This is a genomic window from Rhodobium orientis (genome assembly GCF_003258835.1).
Lineage (GTDB): Bacteria > Pseudomonadota > Alphaproteobacteria > Rhizobiales > Rhodobiaceae > Rhodobium > Rhodobium orientis.
On sequence record NZ_NPEV01000002.1, the window covers coordinates 133108 to 146087 of the forward strand.

General features: G+C 65.6%; 18 protein-coding genes. 14 read left to right on the forward strand and 4 right to left on the reverse strand.

Annotated features, from left to right (window positions below):
• Window positions 1–4: 4 nt before the first annotated feature.
• Window positions 5–613 carry a tripartite tricarboxylate transporter TctB family protein gene (locus CH339_RS01920; protein ID WP_111432588.1) on the reverse strand — a complete coding sequence of 203 codons (609 nt, stop codon included), beginning with the start codon at window positions 611–613 and terminating at the stop codon, window positions 5–7.
• A gap of 121 nt (window positions 614–734) precedes the next feature.
• Window positions 735–1736: a tripartite tricarboxylate transporter substrate binding protein gene (locus CH339_RS01925; protein WP_111432589.1), complete on the reverse strand. Its 1002-nt coding sequence runs from the start codon at window positions 1734–1736 to the stop codon at window positions 735–737.
• A gap of 147 nt (window positions 1737–1883) precedes the next feature.
• Here CH339_RS01925 and CH339_RS01930 point away from each other — a divergent pair, with 147 nt between their 5' ends.
• Together CH339_RS01930 and CH339_RS01935 are read left to right on the forward strand one after the other, a co-directional pair.
• On the forward strand, window positions 1884–2780 hold the full coding sequence (locus CH339_RS01930; protein ID WP_111432590.1) for a LysR family transcriptional regulator: 897 nt from the start codon (window positions 1884–1886) through the stop codon (window positions 2778–2780).
• Between the two features lie 172 nt (window positions 2781–2952).
• Window positions 2953–4257, forward strand: a complete 1305-nt coding sequence (locus CH339_RS01935) for an NAD(P)/FAD-dependent oxidoreductase (protein ID WP_111432591.1) — start codon at window positions 2953–2955, stop codon at window positions 4255–4257.
• A gap of 255 nt (window positions 4258–4512) precedes the next feature.
• On the opposite strand, the gene CH339_RS01940 is transcribed toward CH339_RS01935, so the two are convergent.
• Window positions 4513–5562 (reverse strand): phosphotransferase enzyme family protein, encoded by a 1050-nt coding sequence (locus tag CH339_RS01940; protein WP_111432592.1) that lies wholly within the window; start codon window positions 5560–5562, stop codon window positions 4513–4515.
• Window positions 5563–5653: 91 nt separating this feature from the next.
• Window positions 5654–5953 (reverse strand): ribbon-helix-helix domain-containing protein, encoded by a 300-nt coding sequence (locus CH339_RS24515; RefSeq protein WP_170138361.1) that lies wholly within the window; start codon window positions 5951–5953, stop codon window positions 5654–5656.
• A gap of 118 nt (window positions 5954–6071) precedes the next feature.
• On the opposite strand from CH339_RS24515, the gene CH339_RS24520 reads away from it, so the two are divergent.
• The 12 genes from CH339_RS24520 to CH339_RS02005 all read left to right on the forward strand — a co-directional run bounded on the left by CH339_RS24520 (window position 6072) and on the right by CH339_RS02005 (window position 12947).
• Entirely contained in the window at window positions 6072–6704 is a 633-nt protein-coding gene (locus CH339_RS24520; RefSeq protein ID WP_274609863.1) for a YeeE/YedE thiosulfate transporter family protein, read from the forward strand.
• A gap of 3 nt (window positions 6705–6707) precedes the next feature.
• Entirely contained in the window at window positions 6708–7382 is a 675-nt protein-coding gene (locus CH339_RS01955) for a YeeE/YedE thiosulfate transporter family protein (RefSeq protein ID WP_111432594.1), read from the forward strand.
• 36 nt (window positions 7383–7418) lie between these two features.
• Entirely contained in the window at window positions 7419–7733 is a 315-nt protein-coding gene (locus tag CH339_RS01960; RefSeq protein ID WP_111432595.1) for a sulfurtransferase TusA family protein, read from the forward strand.
• A gap of 32 nt (window positions 7734–7765) precedes the next feature.
• On the forward strand, window positions 7766–7972 hold the full coding sequence (locus CH339_RS01965; RefSeq protein WP_111432596.1) for a hypothetical protein: 207 nt from the start codon (window positions 7766–7768) through the stop codon (window positions 7970–7972).
• A gap of 126 nt (window positions 7973–8098) precedes the next feature.
• A complete protein-coding gene (locus tag CH339_RS01970; RefSeq protein ID WP_111432597.1) occupies window positions 8099–8371 on the forward strand; it encodes a hypothetical protein in 273 nt (90 codons plus the stop codon).
• Complete coding sequence (locus CH339_RS01975; RefSeq protein ID WP_111432598.1) at window positions 8365–9354, forward strand: rhodanese-like domain-containing protein; 990 nt, start codon at window positions 8365–8367, stop codon at window positions 9352–9354. Before CH339_RS01970 ends, CH339_RS01975 begins: the two co-directional genes overlap by 7 nt.
• A complete protein-coding gene (locus CH339_RS01980; RefSeq protein ID WP_111432599.1) occupies window positions 9354–9644 on the forward strand; it encodes a hypothetical protein in 291 nt (96 codons plus the stop codon). Before CH339_RS01975 ends, CH339_RS01980 begins: the two co-directional genes overlap by 1 nt.
• Window positions 9645–9656: 12 nt before the next feature.
• Window positions 9657–9941: a hypothetical protein gene (locus tag CH339_RS01985; RefSeq protein ID WP_111432600.1), complete on the forward strand. Its 285-nt coding sequence runs from the start codon at window positions 9657–9659 to the stop codon at window positions 9939–9941.
• Window positions 9942–9952: 11 nt separating this feature from the next.
• A complete protein-coding gene (locus CH339_RS01990) occupies window positions 9953–10135 on the forward strand; it encodes a hypothetical protein (RefSeq protein ID WP_111432601.1) in 183 nt (60 codons plus the stop codon).
• Between the two features lie 33 nt (window positions 10136–10168).
• Entirely contained in the window at window positions 10169–11107 is a 939-nt protein-coding gene (locus tag CH339_RS01995) for a sulfurtransferase (protein ID WP_111432602.1), read from the forward strand.
• Window positions 11108–11321: 214 nt separating this feature from the next.
• Complete coding sequence (locus CH339_RS02000; protein WP_111432603.1) at window positions 11322–11975, forward strand: c-type cytochrome; 654 nt, start codon at window positions 11322–11324, stop codon at window positions 11973–11975.
• Window positions 11976–12092: 117 nt separating this feature from the next.
• On the forward strand, window positions 12093–12947 hold the full coding sequence (locus CH339_RS02005) for an SMP-30/gluconolactonase/LRE family protein (protein WP_111432604.1): 855 nt from the start codon (window positions 12093–12095) through the stop codon (window positions 12945–12947).
• The last annotated feature ends 33 nt before the right edge of the window (window positions 12948–12980 follow it).

Consider the following 12980-nt stretch of genomic DNA (forward strand, 5'->3'; position numbering starts at 1 on the left):
GCCCCTACATTCCGGCCCGTACGATCGAGATGATCGCGTTGTTGATGTCGTAGAACGCCTCGATGCGGCCGGTCGGCAGCGCCACGTAGAAGAAGCGGGTGAAGACGAGGAGCGCGAGGCCGTAGACGATCGCCGTCACGGTGGCGATGGTAATCACCGAGCGCACCTCAAACAGCAGCAGGAGGACGACGACAAAGATCGGCGTCGCCACGTAAAAGCCGATGCGCGGCATCAGGTAGAGATAGATCAGCGGCACCACGAAGATGCCGAGGCGCTGCAGCTTGGAGCCGAGCGTTGCCGTCTTGCCGTTGGCCTGGGGTTCGCTGTCGTCGCCGTCGATGGCGGCAAGGTCCTTGCCGCGCCAGATCGAGGCCATCTGATAGACGAACTGGCCGGTGGCACCGATGATCATGGCGATGGTGAGAGCCCGCGGCCAGCCGGTGGCGCCGAAGGCGTATTCCGGGATCTTTTTATCGAAATAGCCGGTCTGGGCATAGACGAGGGCGGCGAACCCGACCCAGAAGATCCATTCCAGGATCGGCCTTATATAGGTGACCGGCGTGTCGATCCGTTCGCGAATGCCGGCAACGTCTTCTTGTGAACTGGAGACCATGGCGATCGTCCACTCCCGACAGAGATGCGGTTCTTGTTGTTCTTGAAAGGTGCGAGAGACACGTGCCCTTTAGCGGTGAGCACGGGGCAACGTGCCTCTCGCGATCGGCGATCGACCGGGCCTATTTGCCGATGCCGAGCTTCTTGTACATCTCGCGGTAGCTGGCGACCGCGTTGTTGATCAGCTCGATCGAGCCGTCCGTGTCGCGGAAGCTGTCGATGAGATGCATGTACTTTTTCTTGTTGAAGGCCTGGTAGTCCTCGGTCTCGAAGCCCGCCTTGCAGGCGGCGGCGAGGAAGTCGATGCGGTCCTGCGGAACGCCGGCCTTGACGTAGAAGCCGCGGAAGCGGGTCAGCGCGTCGAAATCGGCGCCGACTTCCTTGTGCGTCGGCGTGTCGGCGAAGGCGGACGGACGCTCGGCGAGGAACGTCAGGATCGGTTTCATCTGTTCCGCATCGAGGAAGTTGCGCACATCGCCCGGCTGCTCGAACAGCACGTCCACATGGCCGCCGATCAGCGCGCCGTAGCGTTCGGCCGGCTTGTCGAAGGCGATCTGCTTGATCTTCAGGCCGAGCGCCTCCTGGAGTTGCTCCATGACGACCAGCTCCATTGAGCCGACCTTGCCGAGATTGGCCATGGTGACGTCGCCCGGATGCGCCTTGGCGTATGCCGAAAAGCTCTCCCAGTCGGTGAACCGGTCCTCGTCGGAGCGGATGTAGATCTGGCTGAAGGTGATCTGCGTCATGCACAGCGGCACCCAGTCTTCGGCCGGGTTCTCGCGGATGTCGCCGGCCGCAAAGGCCGAAATGGCGTTGTCGATATGCTCCAGCACCGTGTATCCGTCGGCCGGCGCCAGCATGAAGTCGGGGATCGCGGCGGTGCCGCCGCCGCCCGGCTTGTTGACCACCTGGAAGGAGATGCCGGCGACCTCTTCCATTGCCTTGGCCATTGCCCGGGCGAGCTGGTCGGAGCCGCCGCCGGCGCCGAACGGCACGATCATGGTCAGCGGGCGGTTGCCGAAACCGGCGGGCTTTTCAAGGCCCTCGGCGCCGGCAGGGCCGGCGAGGGCGACAGCGGCCGCAAAACCGGCAGCGGCAGCGGCATTCCTGAAGAATGATGTCATGAGTCCTCCCTTGATGCGCTTGAGCACGCATTTGTTTTCCGGCTTGTGCCGTGTTGTTGTACGCGAAAACCCTATCACAAGATTTTTTTCACAAAAGCGATTTTTTTTGGTATTATATTCACGAAAATTGATTTTATCGGACGCGTCATGTCCATTCGCCAGTTCCGGGCGCTGGAAGCGATCAGCGAATACGGCTCCTTTGCCGCCGCCGCCAAGGCGCTCAACCTGACCCAGTCGGCGATCTCCATGCAGGTCGCCGCCCTGGAGGAGTCGCTCGGCGTTCCGCTGTTCGACCGCCAGCACCGCCCGCCGCGCCTGACCCGTGCCGGCACCGTGGTGCTGCGCCATGCCCGGGTCATCCTCTCCCAGTACAACGACATCTTCGATGCGCTGTCCGAGGCGCGGCCCTACCACGGCAGTTTCCGCCTCGGCGTCATCCCGACGATCCTGACCAACCTGTTGCCGCTCAGCCTGATGCGCCTGCGCGAGGAGGAGCCGGGCCTCACCGTCAACGTCTCCTCGGGCCTTTCCGGCGAACTGATGCGCGAGGTCGAGACCGGCGAACTGGATGCCGCCCTGATGCACAAGCCGACAACGCTCGGCACGGCGCTTTCCTGGCGCGACATCGCCCAGCAACGGGTCGTCGTCGTCGCACCGCCGGAGTCCACCGGTGAGACTCCCCAGGAGATCTTCGAGCGCCACCCCTATATCCGCTTCAACCGGTCCGCCTGGGTGGCGCCGCTGGTCGAGACGCGGCTGTCGGAACTCGGGATTTCGCCGGATACAAGGGCCGAGATCCAGTCGATCGAGGCGATCCACCTCCTCGTCGGCCTCGGCTTCGGCGCCTCGATCCTGCCCGACGTCAGCACCGAGAGCTTTGCCCGCACCTCGCTGAGGATCGTTCCCTTCGGCGAGCCGCCGGTCTACCGCACGGTCGGCATCCTGTCGCGCACCGACATGGCCAAGAAGAACGCGCGGCGCATCATAGGCGACGTCTTCGCCGCCACCGCCGGCCGCCCCAACACCCTGAAAAAGGACGGATGACAGACGGCACCGCACCCCCGCTAGACTGGGGGCTGCAAACTGTCGCGTTCCCGGGTCGGGGTGTCCGTTCCCCTTGACCCCTTCGCAGGAAACCGGATAGCCCGGACAGAAGGCCGGTCCCGATCGGGAGTTCAAACCGGTTTTTCCCAGTCACGAGGACGAGAGGTAAGACATGGCGGAGACGACGGACGCAATCGTGATCGGCGCCGGCATCATCGGTGCGGCGACGACGCTGGAACTGGCCCGGGCCGGTTTCCGGACCATCTGCGTCGACAGCCTGCCGGCCGCCGGCTACGGCCCGACCAGCGCCTCGTGCGCCGTCATCCGCGTCCACTACTCGACCTTCGAGGGCACCGCCTTCGCCTATGAGGGCTACCACTACTGGCGCGACTGGGCAGACTATCTGGGCGTTGCCGACGAGCGCGGCCTGGCCGAGTTCCGCGAGATCGGCTGCATGGTCATGTGCACCGACGTGAACGGCCACCTGAAGAAGCACACCGACATCTGCGACGAGATCGGCATTCCCTACCAGCGCTGGGACGCGGCGAAGATTCAGGAGCGGCTGCCGTTCTACGACCTGAAGAGCTTTTTTCCACCGAAGCGCCTCGACGATCCGGACTTCGGCCATTCCAATGGCGGCCGCCTCAACGGCTCGGTGTTCTTCCCGACCGCGGGCTATGTCACCGACCCGCAGCTTGCCACCCACAATCTGCAGCGCGCGGCCGAGGCCGCCGGGGCGACGTTCCGCTTCGGGCGCACGGTGACGGAAATCCTCACCGGTGCCGGCAGGGTTTCGGGCGTCCGGCTCGACGACGGCACGGTGACTTCCGCCCCGATCGTCGTCAACGTTGCCGGTCCCGCCTCGGCCAGGGTCAACGCCATGGCCGGCGCGCTCGACGACATGACGATTTCGACCAGGGCCCTGAAGCAGGAGGTGGTGCACGTGCCGGCGCCCGACGGCGTCGATTTCTACGACAGCGCCTTCCCGATCTCCGACAACGATATCGGCTGCTATTGCCGGCCGGAGAAGGGCAACTACATCCTCATCGGCAGCGAGGACCCGGAGTGCGATCCGCGCGAATGGGTCGACCCGGACAGCTACGATACCAATTTCACCGACCAGTGGACCCACCAGGCCTATCGCTACGCCCAGCGGGTGCCGAGCCTCGGCATCCCCAGCCGCATGCAAGGGGTGGTCGACCTCTACGACGTCTCCGACGACTGGATCCCGATCTATGACAAGTCCGCGATCGACGGCTTCTTCATGGCCATCGGCACCTCCGGCAACCAGTTCAAGAACGCGCCCATCGCCGGCAAGATGATGGCCGCGCTCGTCACCTACTGCGCCGAGGGCCACGACCACGACGTGAGCCCGCTGCAGTTCCAACTGCCTTATCTCGGGCGCCCGATCGACGTCGGGTTTTATTCGCGGAAGCGGACGATCAACGAGGAAAGCAGCTTTTCGGTGCTTGGATGACTGCGGAATGCATGTCGGTGGGTCGGGGTTCTGGCCGGAGCTTGCCCTCGTGCGGTCGTGTCGGGTTGGAGGGCGCAAGCGCCGACTCCTGAGAGCCCCCTGCGCCGCTGCTCTGGATTGCTTCGCTTCGCTCGCAATGACGTTGAAAAGGTTAAGAAAATCGTCATTGCGAGGAGGCCGTCAGGCCGACGCGGCAATCCATGGAGCCTCTCGTTAAATGACCGAGCGCCTTTGGCATCCCGACATGCGGGCACCCTACTCGAACCGCGACAGATACCCTTCGGCAAGCTCGACGCTCGTCTGCGTGTACTCCGCCCCGAGGGTGCGCGCGAGGTCCGTGTCGGCGTGCGAGCCCATCCAGGCGAGGATGATCATTCGGCGCAGCATCAGGAAGGTCGGGATCTCGGCGATGTCCTCGGCGCCGAGGGGGCGCACAGGGCGATAGCCGTCGAGCCAGGCCTCGATCAGGTCCGGCACCTGCGGCAGGTGCTCCATGAAGGAGAGCGCCGTGGCGACGTCGTAGAGGAACCAGCCGAAGCCGCTGTCGTCGAAGTCGAGCACGTGGGTGTCGTCCTCGGTGACGAGAAGATTGGCAAGCCGGATGTCGGCATGGACGAGGTTGTAGCGCTCCGGGCCCTGGCCGAAGGCGGCAAGGCGTTTTTTCATGGTCGCCGCCTGGCGCTCCAAAAGGCCGATGCCGGCCGCATCGAGGGCAGGGGCGCCTCGCCAGTCGCCCCAGTTCGGGTCGGACCCGAGCGAATGCCTAAAGTCCCAGGCATGGCGCTCGAACCAGGCCGGCCGCTGCCAATTCTCCACATGCCTGTGCATGCGGGCAGAGATCTCGCCGAGGCGCCGGAAGGGGGCGTCGAGGTCGTCGGTCTCCGACGGCTCGCGGCCCGCCAGAAATTCGAACATGACCAGCCGGCGGCTTCGGGGAACCTCGGGCGATGCCCGGTCCTGGATCGCCGCGCCATTGAGCCCCGGAATCACCACCGGCGTGGAAACCCCCGCCTCCTCGCGCAGCGCCGTCATCCAGCAGAGTTCGCTCTCGATCGCCGCGCGCGAATGGTACCCCTCCCGGTGGACCCTCAAAACGGTCTTTTCCGCATCTTGCGGCTCGACGAGAAAGGTGGCGTTTTCCGACAGGTTGATGAGGGTGAGCCGGGCGTGCGGGTCCGTGCCCCAGAGCGGCAGGGCAGCGCGGGCGAGCGCTTCGAGCTCGCCGGTCGTCGCCTCGCCGACGGAAGCGGTCGCCGCGTCCGTCTCGTCCACCTCACGGGAATCGCTGTCGCCTGATCGTTGCATGCGGGTCCGTCCGGGCCTTCGAAAAGAGAATTTCGCGGCGCCCTAGCATGTGAGAGGGCACCGGGCAATGCGACGGACGGGACCAGGGGCCTCAGGCGGCGTAGACGTTGATGTATTTGAGGCAGATGACCCTGAGGCACGAGGCGACGTTCTTGTCGTTGGCGATGATGCACTGGTCGATGATGCGCTCGATCAGTTGCGGCACCGTCAGGTGCAGATCGTCGGCCATCAGCTCGATGACGTTCCAGAACGCCCGCTCCAGCCGCACCGTTGTGGAATGGCCGTGGATCCGGAACGAGCGCTTTTCCGGCACGAACTCGCCGATCTGGTCGCTTGTGCAGGCCTGAAACATGTGGTCGAGGGGGTCTTTTTCTTCCAGGAAGATCGCCATTGCCGCCCTTTCTCGCGCCGTTGCCCCGTGCCTTCGCAAGGCCGGTTTCCCTGTTATTGCCGGCAAATGGGTCCTGTCGGCATATGCTACTACCAACCGGCCCGGACCTCGCCCTATCATGGATAAATGCCGGCCCCGCGGGATCGCGCTGAAGACCGAATTAGAGCAGAATTGTTCCGGCAAGGACAAGGCCTGCTTGTGTCTTCGGCAAGGTTCACGCGACAGAACCGAGAAGCCGGCCACGGCAAATGGGGGAAGGATGGACCTCTTCAAGAAAACGCTCGACCCGGTGATCGCGCTCGCCGCCATCGCCGTCCTCGACATCTTCCTGTTTCTCCTCGTCGGCTCGTGGACCGTCGGCGGCGGCGAGACCATGATGACCGGGCTTGCGGCCGAGGCCGTCCTCGGCGACGACATCGACCGGCTGCCGTTCTGGAGCCTCGTCTTCCAGCCGGACTGGGGCTACTGGAAGATCTATATCAGCCTCGGCATGCTGTTCGGCGCCTTCGTCGCCGCGGTGCTCTCCAAGGAGTTCTACCTGCGCATGCCGCGCCGGCTCGGCGAATGGGTGATGATCACCATCGGCGGCCTCCTGATGGGCTTCGGCATCCGGCTCGCCTTCATCTGCAACGTCTCGACCTTTTTCGGCATCACGCCGGAGGTCAATTTCGGTGGCTACCTGGCGATCAGCGGCATCATCGCCGGCGCCTGGGTCGGCTCGCTGATCTACAAGCGCATCCTGGAGGGCTGAGCCATGTCGCCCGTGGGAGAATGCATCGTCGCCTTCGTCTTCGGCACCGTCGTCGGCGTCCTCGTGCAGCGCTCGCGCTTCTGCAACACCGCGGCCCTGCGCGACGCCATGCTCTTCAACAGCTACCGCAACACCAAGGCCCTCCTGGTGGCGATGATCATCCTGACCATCGGCTTCACCACCTTCATTTCCATCGGCGAAGGCCACACCATGCATTTCGACGTCGGCCTCAACACGGTGGCCGGCCTGTTCCTGTTCGGCATCGGCATGGTGCTCGCCGGCGCCTGCACGGTCTCGACCTGGGTCAAGACCGGCGAGGGCAATATCGGCGCGCTTTGGGCGCTGATCTTCACCTTCGTCGGCATGTTCCTGTTTTCGCTGATCTGGTCGTGGAACTTCTGGCCGCCGGCGCCGGCCTCCATGACCGGCAAGATCAATGTGGAAGCCCTGCAGCTCGGCTTTTCCAACGCCGCGACGCTGCAAGAAAAGCTCGGCATTCCGGCGATTGTCTTCGGCCTCGTCCAGGCCGGTGTGCTGCTCCTCATCTACCGGGCGATCCTGAAGAAGGAAGCCGCCCAGCAGGCCCGCCACAAGGCGGCGCAGGAAGAGCGGGCGAGAAAGAAGGCCGCACCCGCATCGGACAACGCGGCCGAGCCGGTCGCCGAGCCGGCGCAATAAACGAAACACCAACAAGCGACACGACAGGAGGAACCAATGGGTCTGTTCGGATTTGGAGACAAGAAGGGCGCGGAGGCAGCCCCGAGGCCGATGGCGGCGGCAACGCTCAGCGACGGCACCAGCGTCCAGATCGCGGAGGTCGTCGACTGCATTGGCGATTCCTGCCCGCGTCCGCAGCTCATGACCAAGAAGGCGATCGGCAAGGTCGAGCCGGGCGAGGTCGTGGAGGTTCTGGTCGACAACCCGTCCTCGGTGGAGGCGCTGCCGCCCATGTGCGACGAGATCAACGCCACCCACCTCGAGACGGTCAAGGGCGACCGCTCCTGGCACGTTTACATCCGCAAGGATTGAACGGTGGTTCGATGTAACAAGGGGAGAGGACGATGAGCGGTCCGCTGCAGATGCGTCTCTATTCCATCGCCATTGGCATCATCGTTTTTGCCGGGCTCGCCTGGGTCTACGCCGTGCCGCCGCAATCGATGCGCGCCGACCGCGACGGCCGGCCCCATTTCCAGCCGCAGGTGATGAATCCCGAGACCGGCAAGGGCGTGCCCCTCGGCGACCTGATCGACCACTTCAAGGGCGGATGATGCGATGACCCTCGATGTCCAGACCATTGCCCATTTCGTTCTCTTCGCGGTGGCGATGTACATCATGTACGTCGCCTTCGTGAAGGAGAGCTACTGACAAAACAAAAGGCCAAGGGGGAGAAAACCATGGATCGGGCAAGCCTGATCTTCTGCATAGGCGCGGTCTTTGCTGCCCTCGTCCTGTCGGTCGTCGGCTTCCAGTTCGCGGCCATGCCGAAGGACGCCGTCGCGGCGGCCAATACGCCGGTCCTGGCGGAGGAAATGGGTGTCGTGGAGCTCGGCGACGGCTTCGGCGAACTGCCGGCCAGCGACCTCATGGACTACTATCTGGAGAACCCGCCGGTGAGCGATGCCGGCACCAGCGATGCGGCGCCCGAGCGCCGTTTCGGCGGATGCTGAAGACACCGGCCCTGCTGATCGGACTTGCCGGGGTGCTCCTCGTCGGCGCCGGCAATGAGGTGCCGGCCGATTTCCGCTTCGTTTCGGATCCTGCATCCGTTCCGGCCGATGCCGTCGTCGTCGACAGCCGCAATGCGGAGACCTGCGCCGAGGGCGCGCCGGCGCGGGAAGAAACCGAGCCGCGCTGCGTGCCGATTGCTGCCGTCACCGGGCCGCATGGGCGGCTCGCCTCTTTCCGCGACATCGCCTGGTTCCTCGGCACGGTCGGCCTCGACGGGTCCGAGACCGTGCTGGTCGTCGGCGCACGCGAGCGCGACCGCGATGCCGTCGCCGGCCTTCTCCACCTTGGCGGCCAGAAGACCGTGCTGGTCTGGCAGCGGCCGATCAATGCGCTGGGTGAAGGCTTTGCCACGGTCTCCGGCCGCGTTTCGGAACCCGCCCGCCGCGCCGTCTTCCGGGAACCGATGCGCGACGATCGCATTGTCCTGAAGAACGAATTGCAGCGGATGCTGGCCGAAGGGGGCGTGCTCCTCCTCGACGGGCGTCCGGCGGAAGATTTCTGGGGTGAGCGGACGACGGGCGAGCGGGCGGGCCACCTGCCCGGCGCCCAGTCGCTGCCGGCGCGGGCGCTCCGCGGGGCAACGCCCATCGTTGCGGCAGACGGCGTCGAACCCGTCCTCTACGGTCGCGGTGCCGTCGACGGCCTTGCCTATTACACCGCCGTTGTCGCAGGGCGCAGCCGGCCCGCAAAAGTCTACCTGGAAGGCTTCGCCGACTGGGCCGCCGCCGGCCTGCCGCTCGATGCGGAAAGCCATCCGGATCTCGCCGCGGCAGACGTTGCGGCAACCGCCCCGGCGCCGCGAACGCAAATTTCCGCAGCGCCCGACCGCAAGCTCCTGGCGTTGTCCGCCTCGGTCGGCGCACTTCTGGGGGCCGCCGCGGCCGTTGGAACCCTTGCCGTCATTCGCAGAAGGAAAGCCTGATGGACGTCCTCATCCACATGACCTGCCGCGATAGCGCGCGCCTTGCCGCGCCGCTCGGCCGTGCGCTGACCAGCCGCGGCGCGGAGTGGGTCTGCTTCCTCACCAACGATGCGGTCTTTGCCGCCGACGATGCCGACTTCATGGCGGCAATCGACGGGGCGAAGCGCGCGGTCGTCTGCGAGCATAGCTGGGACATCCACATGCCCGGCCGCGACAGCCCGTTCGAGCGCGGCAGCCAGACCATCAATAGCGGCCTGATGGCGGACGCCGCCCGCGTCGTCAGCCTTTAGAGGGAGCGATCCATGGCCGTCACCGAGAAAAAAATCCTGCTGCTCGCCCGTCGCGACCACACCGAGGCGATGCGTGTCGCCTCCGGCCTCACCATCGTCGGCCACCAGGTCCGGCTCGTCTTCATGACCGAGCCTGTCGCCCAGACGGAAGCCAATGCCGAGCAGGCCGAACTCCTCGATCTCGCCGACATCGAGCCGGAGACGACGGTGCCGGAAATGGCCGACGAACTCACCCATCTCGATGCTGCAGCACTCGGCGAGGCGATTGCCGCCGCCGACGTCGTCATCAACGTCTGAAGGGACCCGACATGCGCATTGCCGCCCTGAAGACGGGGCTTTTCCCCGAAACCGACACCGTCGAGACGGCGCTCGCCGTCCTCGGCGGCGACCATCAGCTTGCCGCCGTCGACCTTTCAAAGGTCGAGGGCGACGGGGCCTGGGAGGAAGTCGCCGACCTGATTTTGTCGGCGGACCGGGTCGTCACCATCTGACCCGAACAAGAAAGAAGGAAGGGAGCAACCAACATGACAAAGCATTTCAGAATTCGCGGTCTCGCCGGCGCGGCGGCGATTGCCGCAGCGCTCGTCGCATCGCCCGCAATGGCCGCCGATCCGCTGGTCGACGTCGACTGGGTCAAGGCGCATGCCACCGACGACGGCGTCGTCCTCGTCGATTTCCGGCCAAAGACCGATTTCCTGCGCGGCCACATTCCAGGCTCGGTCAATTCCGACTACGCCAAGGACGGCTGGCGCGTGAAGAAGGGCAACGTGCCCGGCATGATGCCGGAGGACACGGGCAAGCTCGCCGAGCATATCGGCAGCCTCGGCATCGGCAACGACACCCATGTGATCCTCGTGCCGCCGGGCGCCAGCAGCTCCGACATGGGCACCGGCACCCGCGCCTACTGGACCTTCAAGGTGCTCGGCCATGACGAGGTCTCGATCCTCAATGGCGGCTTTGCCGCCTATGCGGCCAAGGAAAAGGACGGCAAGCCGGCCAACCCGCTGGAAAAGGGCGCCGCCAAGCCGGAGCCGAAGGACTTCACTGTCGACCTGCAGAAGGACATGATCGTCGGCATCGCCGACGTGAAGGCGGCCGCCGAGAAGGGCGTCACCCTCGTCGACGCGCGCCCGGCCGACCAGTATCTCGGCGTCAACCGCCACGGCGCCTCGAAGGCCGGCGGCACCATCCCCGGCGCCAAGAACCTGCCGCAGACCTGGACCACCGAGAACAGCGGTGGCACCTTCCGTTCGCCGGAGGCCCTGAAGAAGCTCTACGCGGCGGCCAATGTCGATCCGGAGGCGCCCCAGATCGCCTTCTGCAACACCGGCCACTGGGCCTCGATCGACTGGTTCGTTGCCAGCGAGATCCTCGGCAACAAGGACGCCAAGATGTATGACGGCTCCATGACCGAGTGGACCCAGGCCGGCGAGAAGACGGAATCGAAGATCTCCGTCAACTGAGGACGGGATGCGCACAAGCGGGATTGGACAAAATTCCGGCGTCATCGCGAGGGTCCGAAGGACGGGGAGCGGCCCGTGACGCGAGCCAGGAAGGCGACGCGGCGATCCAGGGGCCACTGGCTCCGAGAAAGCCGCTCTGGATTGCCGCGCTCGCTTCGCTCGCTCGCAATGACAACGGGCCGGTCCAGTCGCATCGCCTGTTGGGAATGAGTTTGTGAAAACGCGTTTCGCCGGAACGTTTCTGGCCGCGGCGGTCTTGATCGCCGCGGCTCTTCTTTGGCCGGATCGGGCGGAGGCTGAAGGCCCGCTCGGCGATGACATGCGCCGCGTCGCGGCCGAACTCGTCGTCATGCGGGACGATGCCGAAAAGCTGGTCGCGGGCGAAGCGCTGACGGAGCGCCAGCGGGACGCCCTTGCCGCCCGCGTGCGGGGCGCCGCCAGTTACCTGCCGATCCTTCTCAGAAAAGCGGACGGCGACCGGCGCTCCGAAGATGTTTCGGCCCTGCGTGCGGCCTTGGCAGAGGCCGATTGGCCGGCGGCCATCGCAGTTCTCGCGCGCCTCTCCGAGGCCTATCCCTTCGACGCTGCAGGACTGCGCCCACCTGCCGACGCCGAGGAAGCCGCAAGGTTCGGCGAAACCCTCCACGAGGCCTATTGTATTTCGTGCCACGAGGGCGGCGAGAACCCGGACTGGCTGCCGATCCCCAATCTCTTTCAGATGGCAAAGACCATGCCGGAGCAAAGGCTGCTGCCGCGCTTCTACAATGGCATCAGGGGCGACGCCTCCACCGCGCTCGCCCAGCCCATGTCGGCCGGCGACATCGCGGCCCTCATTGCCTACTATCGCCGGGCGCCGACGCCCGAGTGAGCGAACAGCGGTGCCTTCTTTCTGTGCGGAACCGCCGTCGTGGCTGCGGCATTTTCCTCAGGAAGGCCGTTCACGAAGGCCGGCCGTAAAATGTTTTCAAGAAACAAGGGGTGAGACATGGCCGTAACCTTCAAGACGCTTGCGTCGGAACCGGCGGAGCTCGGCGAGAGCCCGGTCTGGCTGGAGGCGGAAAACTGCATCTGGTGGGTCGACATCGACGGCAAGCGGCTCATGCGGACCGACGCCGACAGCGGCAAGACCGCCGTCTGGGCAACGCCGGAAACGCCCGGCTTCGTCGCCCCGACCATGAAGGGCGGCATCGTCGTCGGCATGGAGACGGGTCTCTTCAGCTTTGCCGAGGAGGACGGAGGCTTCACGCGCCTCCTTGCCCTCGATGCGCCGGGCATGCGCTTCAACGATGCGACGACGGACGACCGCGGCCGCCTCTGGGCCGGCACCATGACCATGGGCGAGCGCCGTCCCGAGGGCGTGCTCTACCGGATCGATCCTGACCTGACGATGACCCCCGTCATCACCGGCCTGATGACGCCGAACGGCCTTGCCGTGGACGGTGCGCACGGCCGCCTCTACGTCTCGGACTCCAATGCCGACATCCAGACCGTCTGGACCGCGGATCTCGACATGGAAAGCGGCGCCCTCGGCGAGCGTGAGGTGTTCCTCGACATGTTCGGGGCCACCGGCCGGCCGGACGGCGCGGCCCTCGATGCGGACGGCAACTACTGGCTCGCCGGCATCACCGGCGGCGTCGTCTACCGGCTCGCCCCCGACGGCACGGTCGTTGCCGAGTTCCCGGTGCCGGCGCTCGACCCGACCAAGCCGGCCTTCGGCGGCCCGGCCCTCGACCGCCTGTTCGTGACGACCAGGGCAAGCGAAACCGGCCCCGGCGGCCTCCTCGTCGCCGACACCGTCGGCGTGCGCGGCCGGCAGCAAGCCTTCTTCGGCGCGGCCTGACCGGTTGGAACTCCCCTGAAAGGGCATTGACCG

Bases quoted from the DNA above. Each gene is read 5' to 3' on its own strand.
- CH339_RS01970 (WP_111432597.1), top strand. From the start codon at position 8,099: ATGGATCGGGCAAGCCTGATCTTCTGCATAGGCGCGGTCTTTGCTGCC.
- CH339_RS01955 (WP_111432594.1), top strand. From the start codon at position 6,708: ATGTCGCCCGTGGGAGAATGCATCGTCGCCTTCGTCTTCGGCACCGTC.
- CH339_RS24515 (WP_170138361.1), bottom strand. From the start codon at position 5,953: ATGGCGATCTTCCTGGAAGAAAAAGACCCCCTCGACCACATGTTTCAG.
- CH339_RS01940 (WP_111432592.1), bottom strand. From the start codon at position 5,562: ATGCAACGATCAGGCGACAGCGATTCCCGTGAGGTGGACGAGACGGAC.
- CH339_RS01960 (WP_111432595.1), top strand. From the start codon at position 7,419: ATGGGTCTGTTCGGATTTGGAGACAAGAAGGGCGCGGAGGCAGCCCCG.
- CH339_RS01920 (WP_111432588.1), bottom strand. From the start codon at position 613: ATGGTCTCCAGTTCACAAGAAGACGTTGCCGGCATTCGCGAACGGATC.
- CH339_RS01995 (WP_111432602.1), top strand. From the start codon at position 10,169: ATGACAAAGCATTTCAGAATTCGCGGTCTCGCCGGCGCGGCGGCGATT.
- CH339_RS01980 (WP_111432599.1), top strand. From the start codon at position 9,354: ATGGACGTCCTCATCCACATGACCTGCCGCGATAGCGCGCGCCTTGCC.
- CH339_RS01975 (WP_111432598.1), top strand. From the start codon at position 8,365: ATGCTGAAGACACCGGCCCTGCTGATCGGACTTGCCGGGGTGCTCCTC.
- CH339_RS01985 (WP_111432600.1), top strand. From the start codon at position 9,657: ATGGCCGTCACCGAGAAAAAAATCCTGCTGCTCGCCCGTCGCGACCAC.
- CH339_RS02005 (WP_111432604.1), top strand. From the start codon at position 12,093: ATGGCCGTAACCTTCAAGACGCTTGCGTCGGAACCGGCGGAGCTCGGC.
- CH339_RS01990 (WP_111432601.1), top strand. From the start codon at position 9,953: ATGCGCATTGCCGCCCTGAAGACGGGGCTTTTCCCCGAAACCGACACC.
- CH339_RS01935 (WP_111432591.1), top strand. From the start codon at position 2,953: ATGGCGGAGACGACGGACGCAATCGTGATCGGCGCCGGCATCATCGGT.
- CH339_RS24520 (WP_274609863.1), top strand. From the start codon at position 6,072: ATGGATAAATGCCGGCCCCGCGGGATCGCGCTGAAGACCGAATTAGAG.
- CH339_RS01965 (WP_111432596.1), top strand. From the start codon at position 7,766: ATGAGCGGTCCGCTGCAGATGCGTCTCTATTCCATCGCCATTGGCATC.
- CH339_RS01925 (WP_111432589.1), bottom strand. From the start codon at position 1,736: ATGACATCATTCTTCAGGAATGCCGCTGCCGCTGCCGGTTTTGCGGCC.
- CH339_RS01930 (WP_111432590.1), top strand. From the start codon at position 1,884: ATGTCCATTCGCCAGTTCCGGGCGCTGGAAGCGATCAGCGAATACGGC.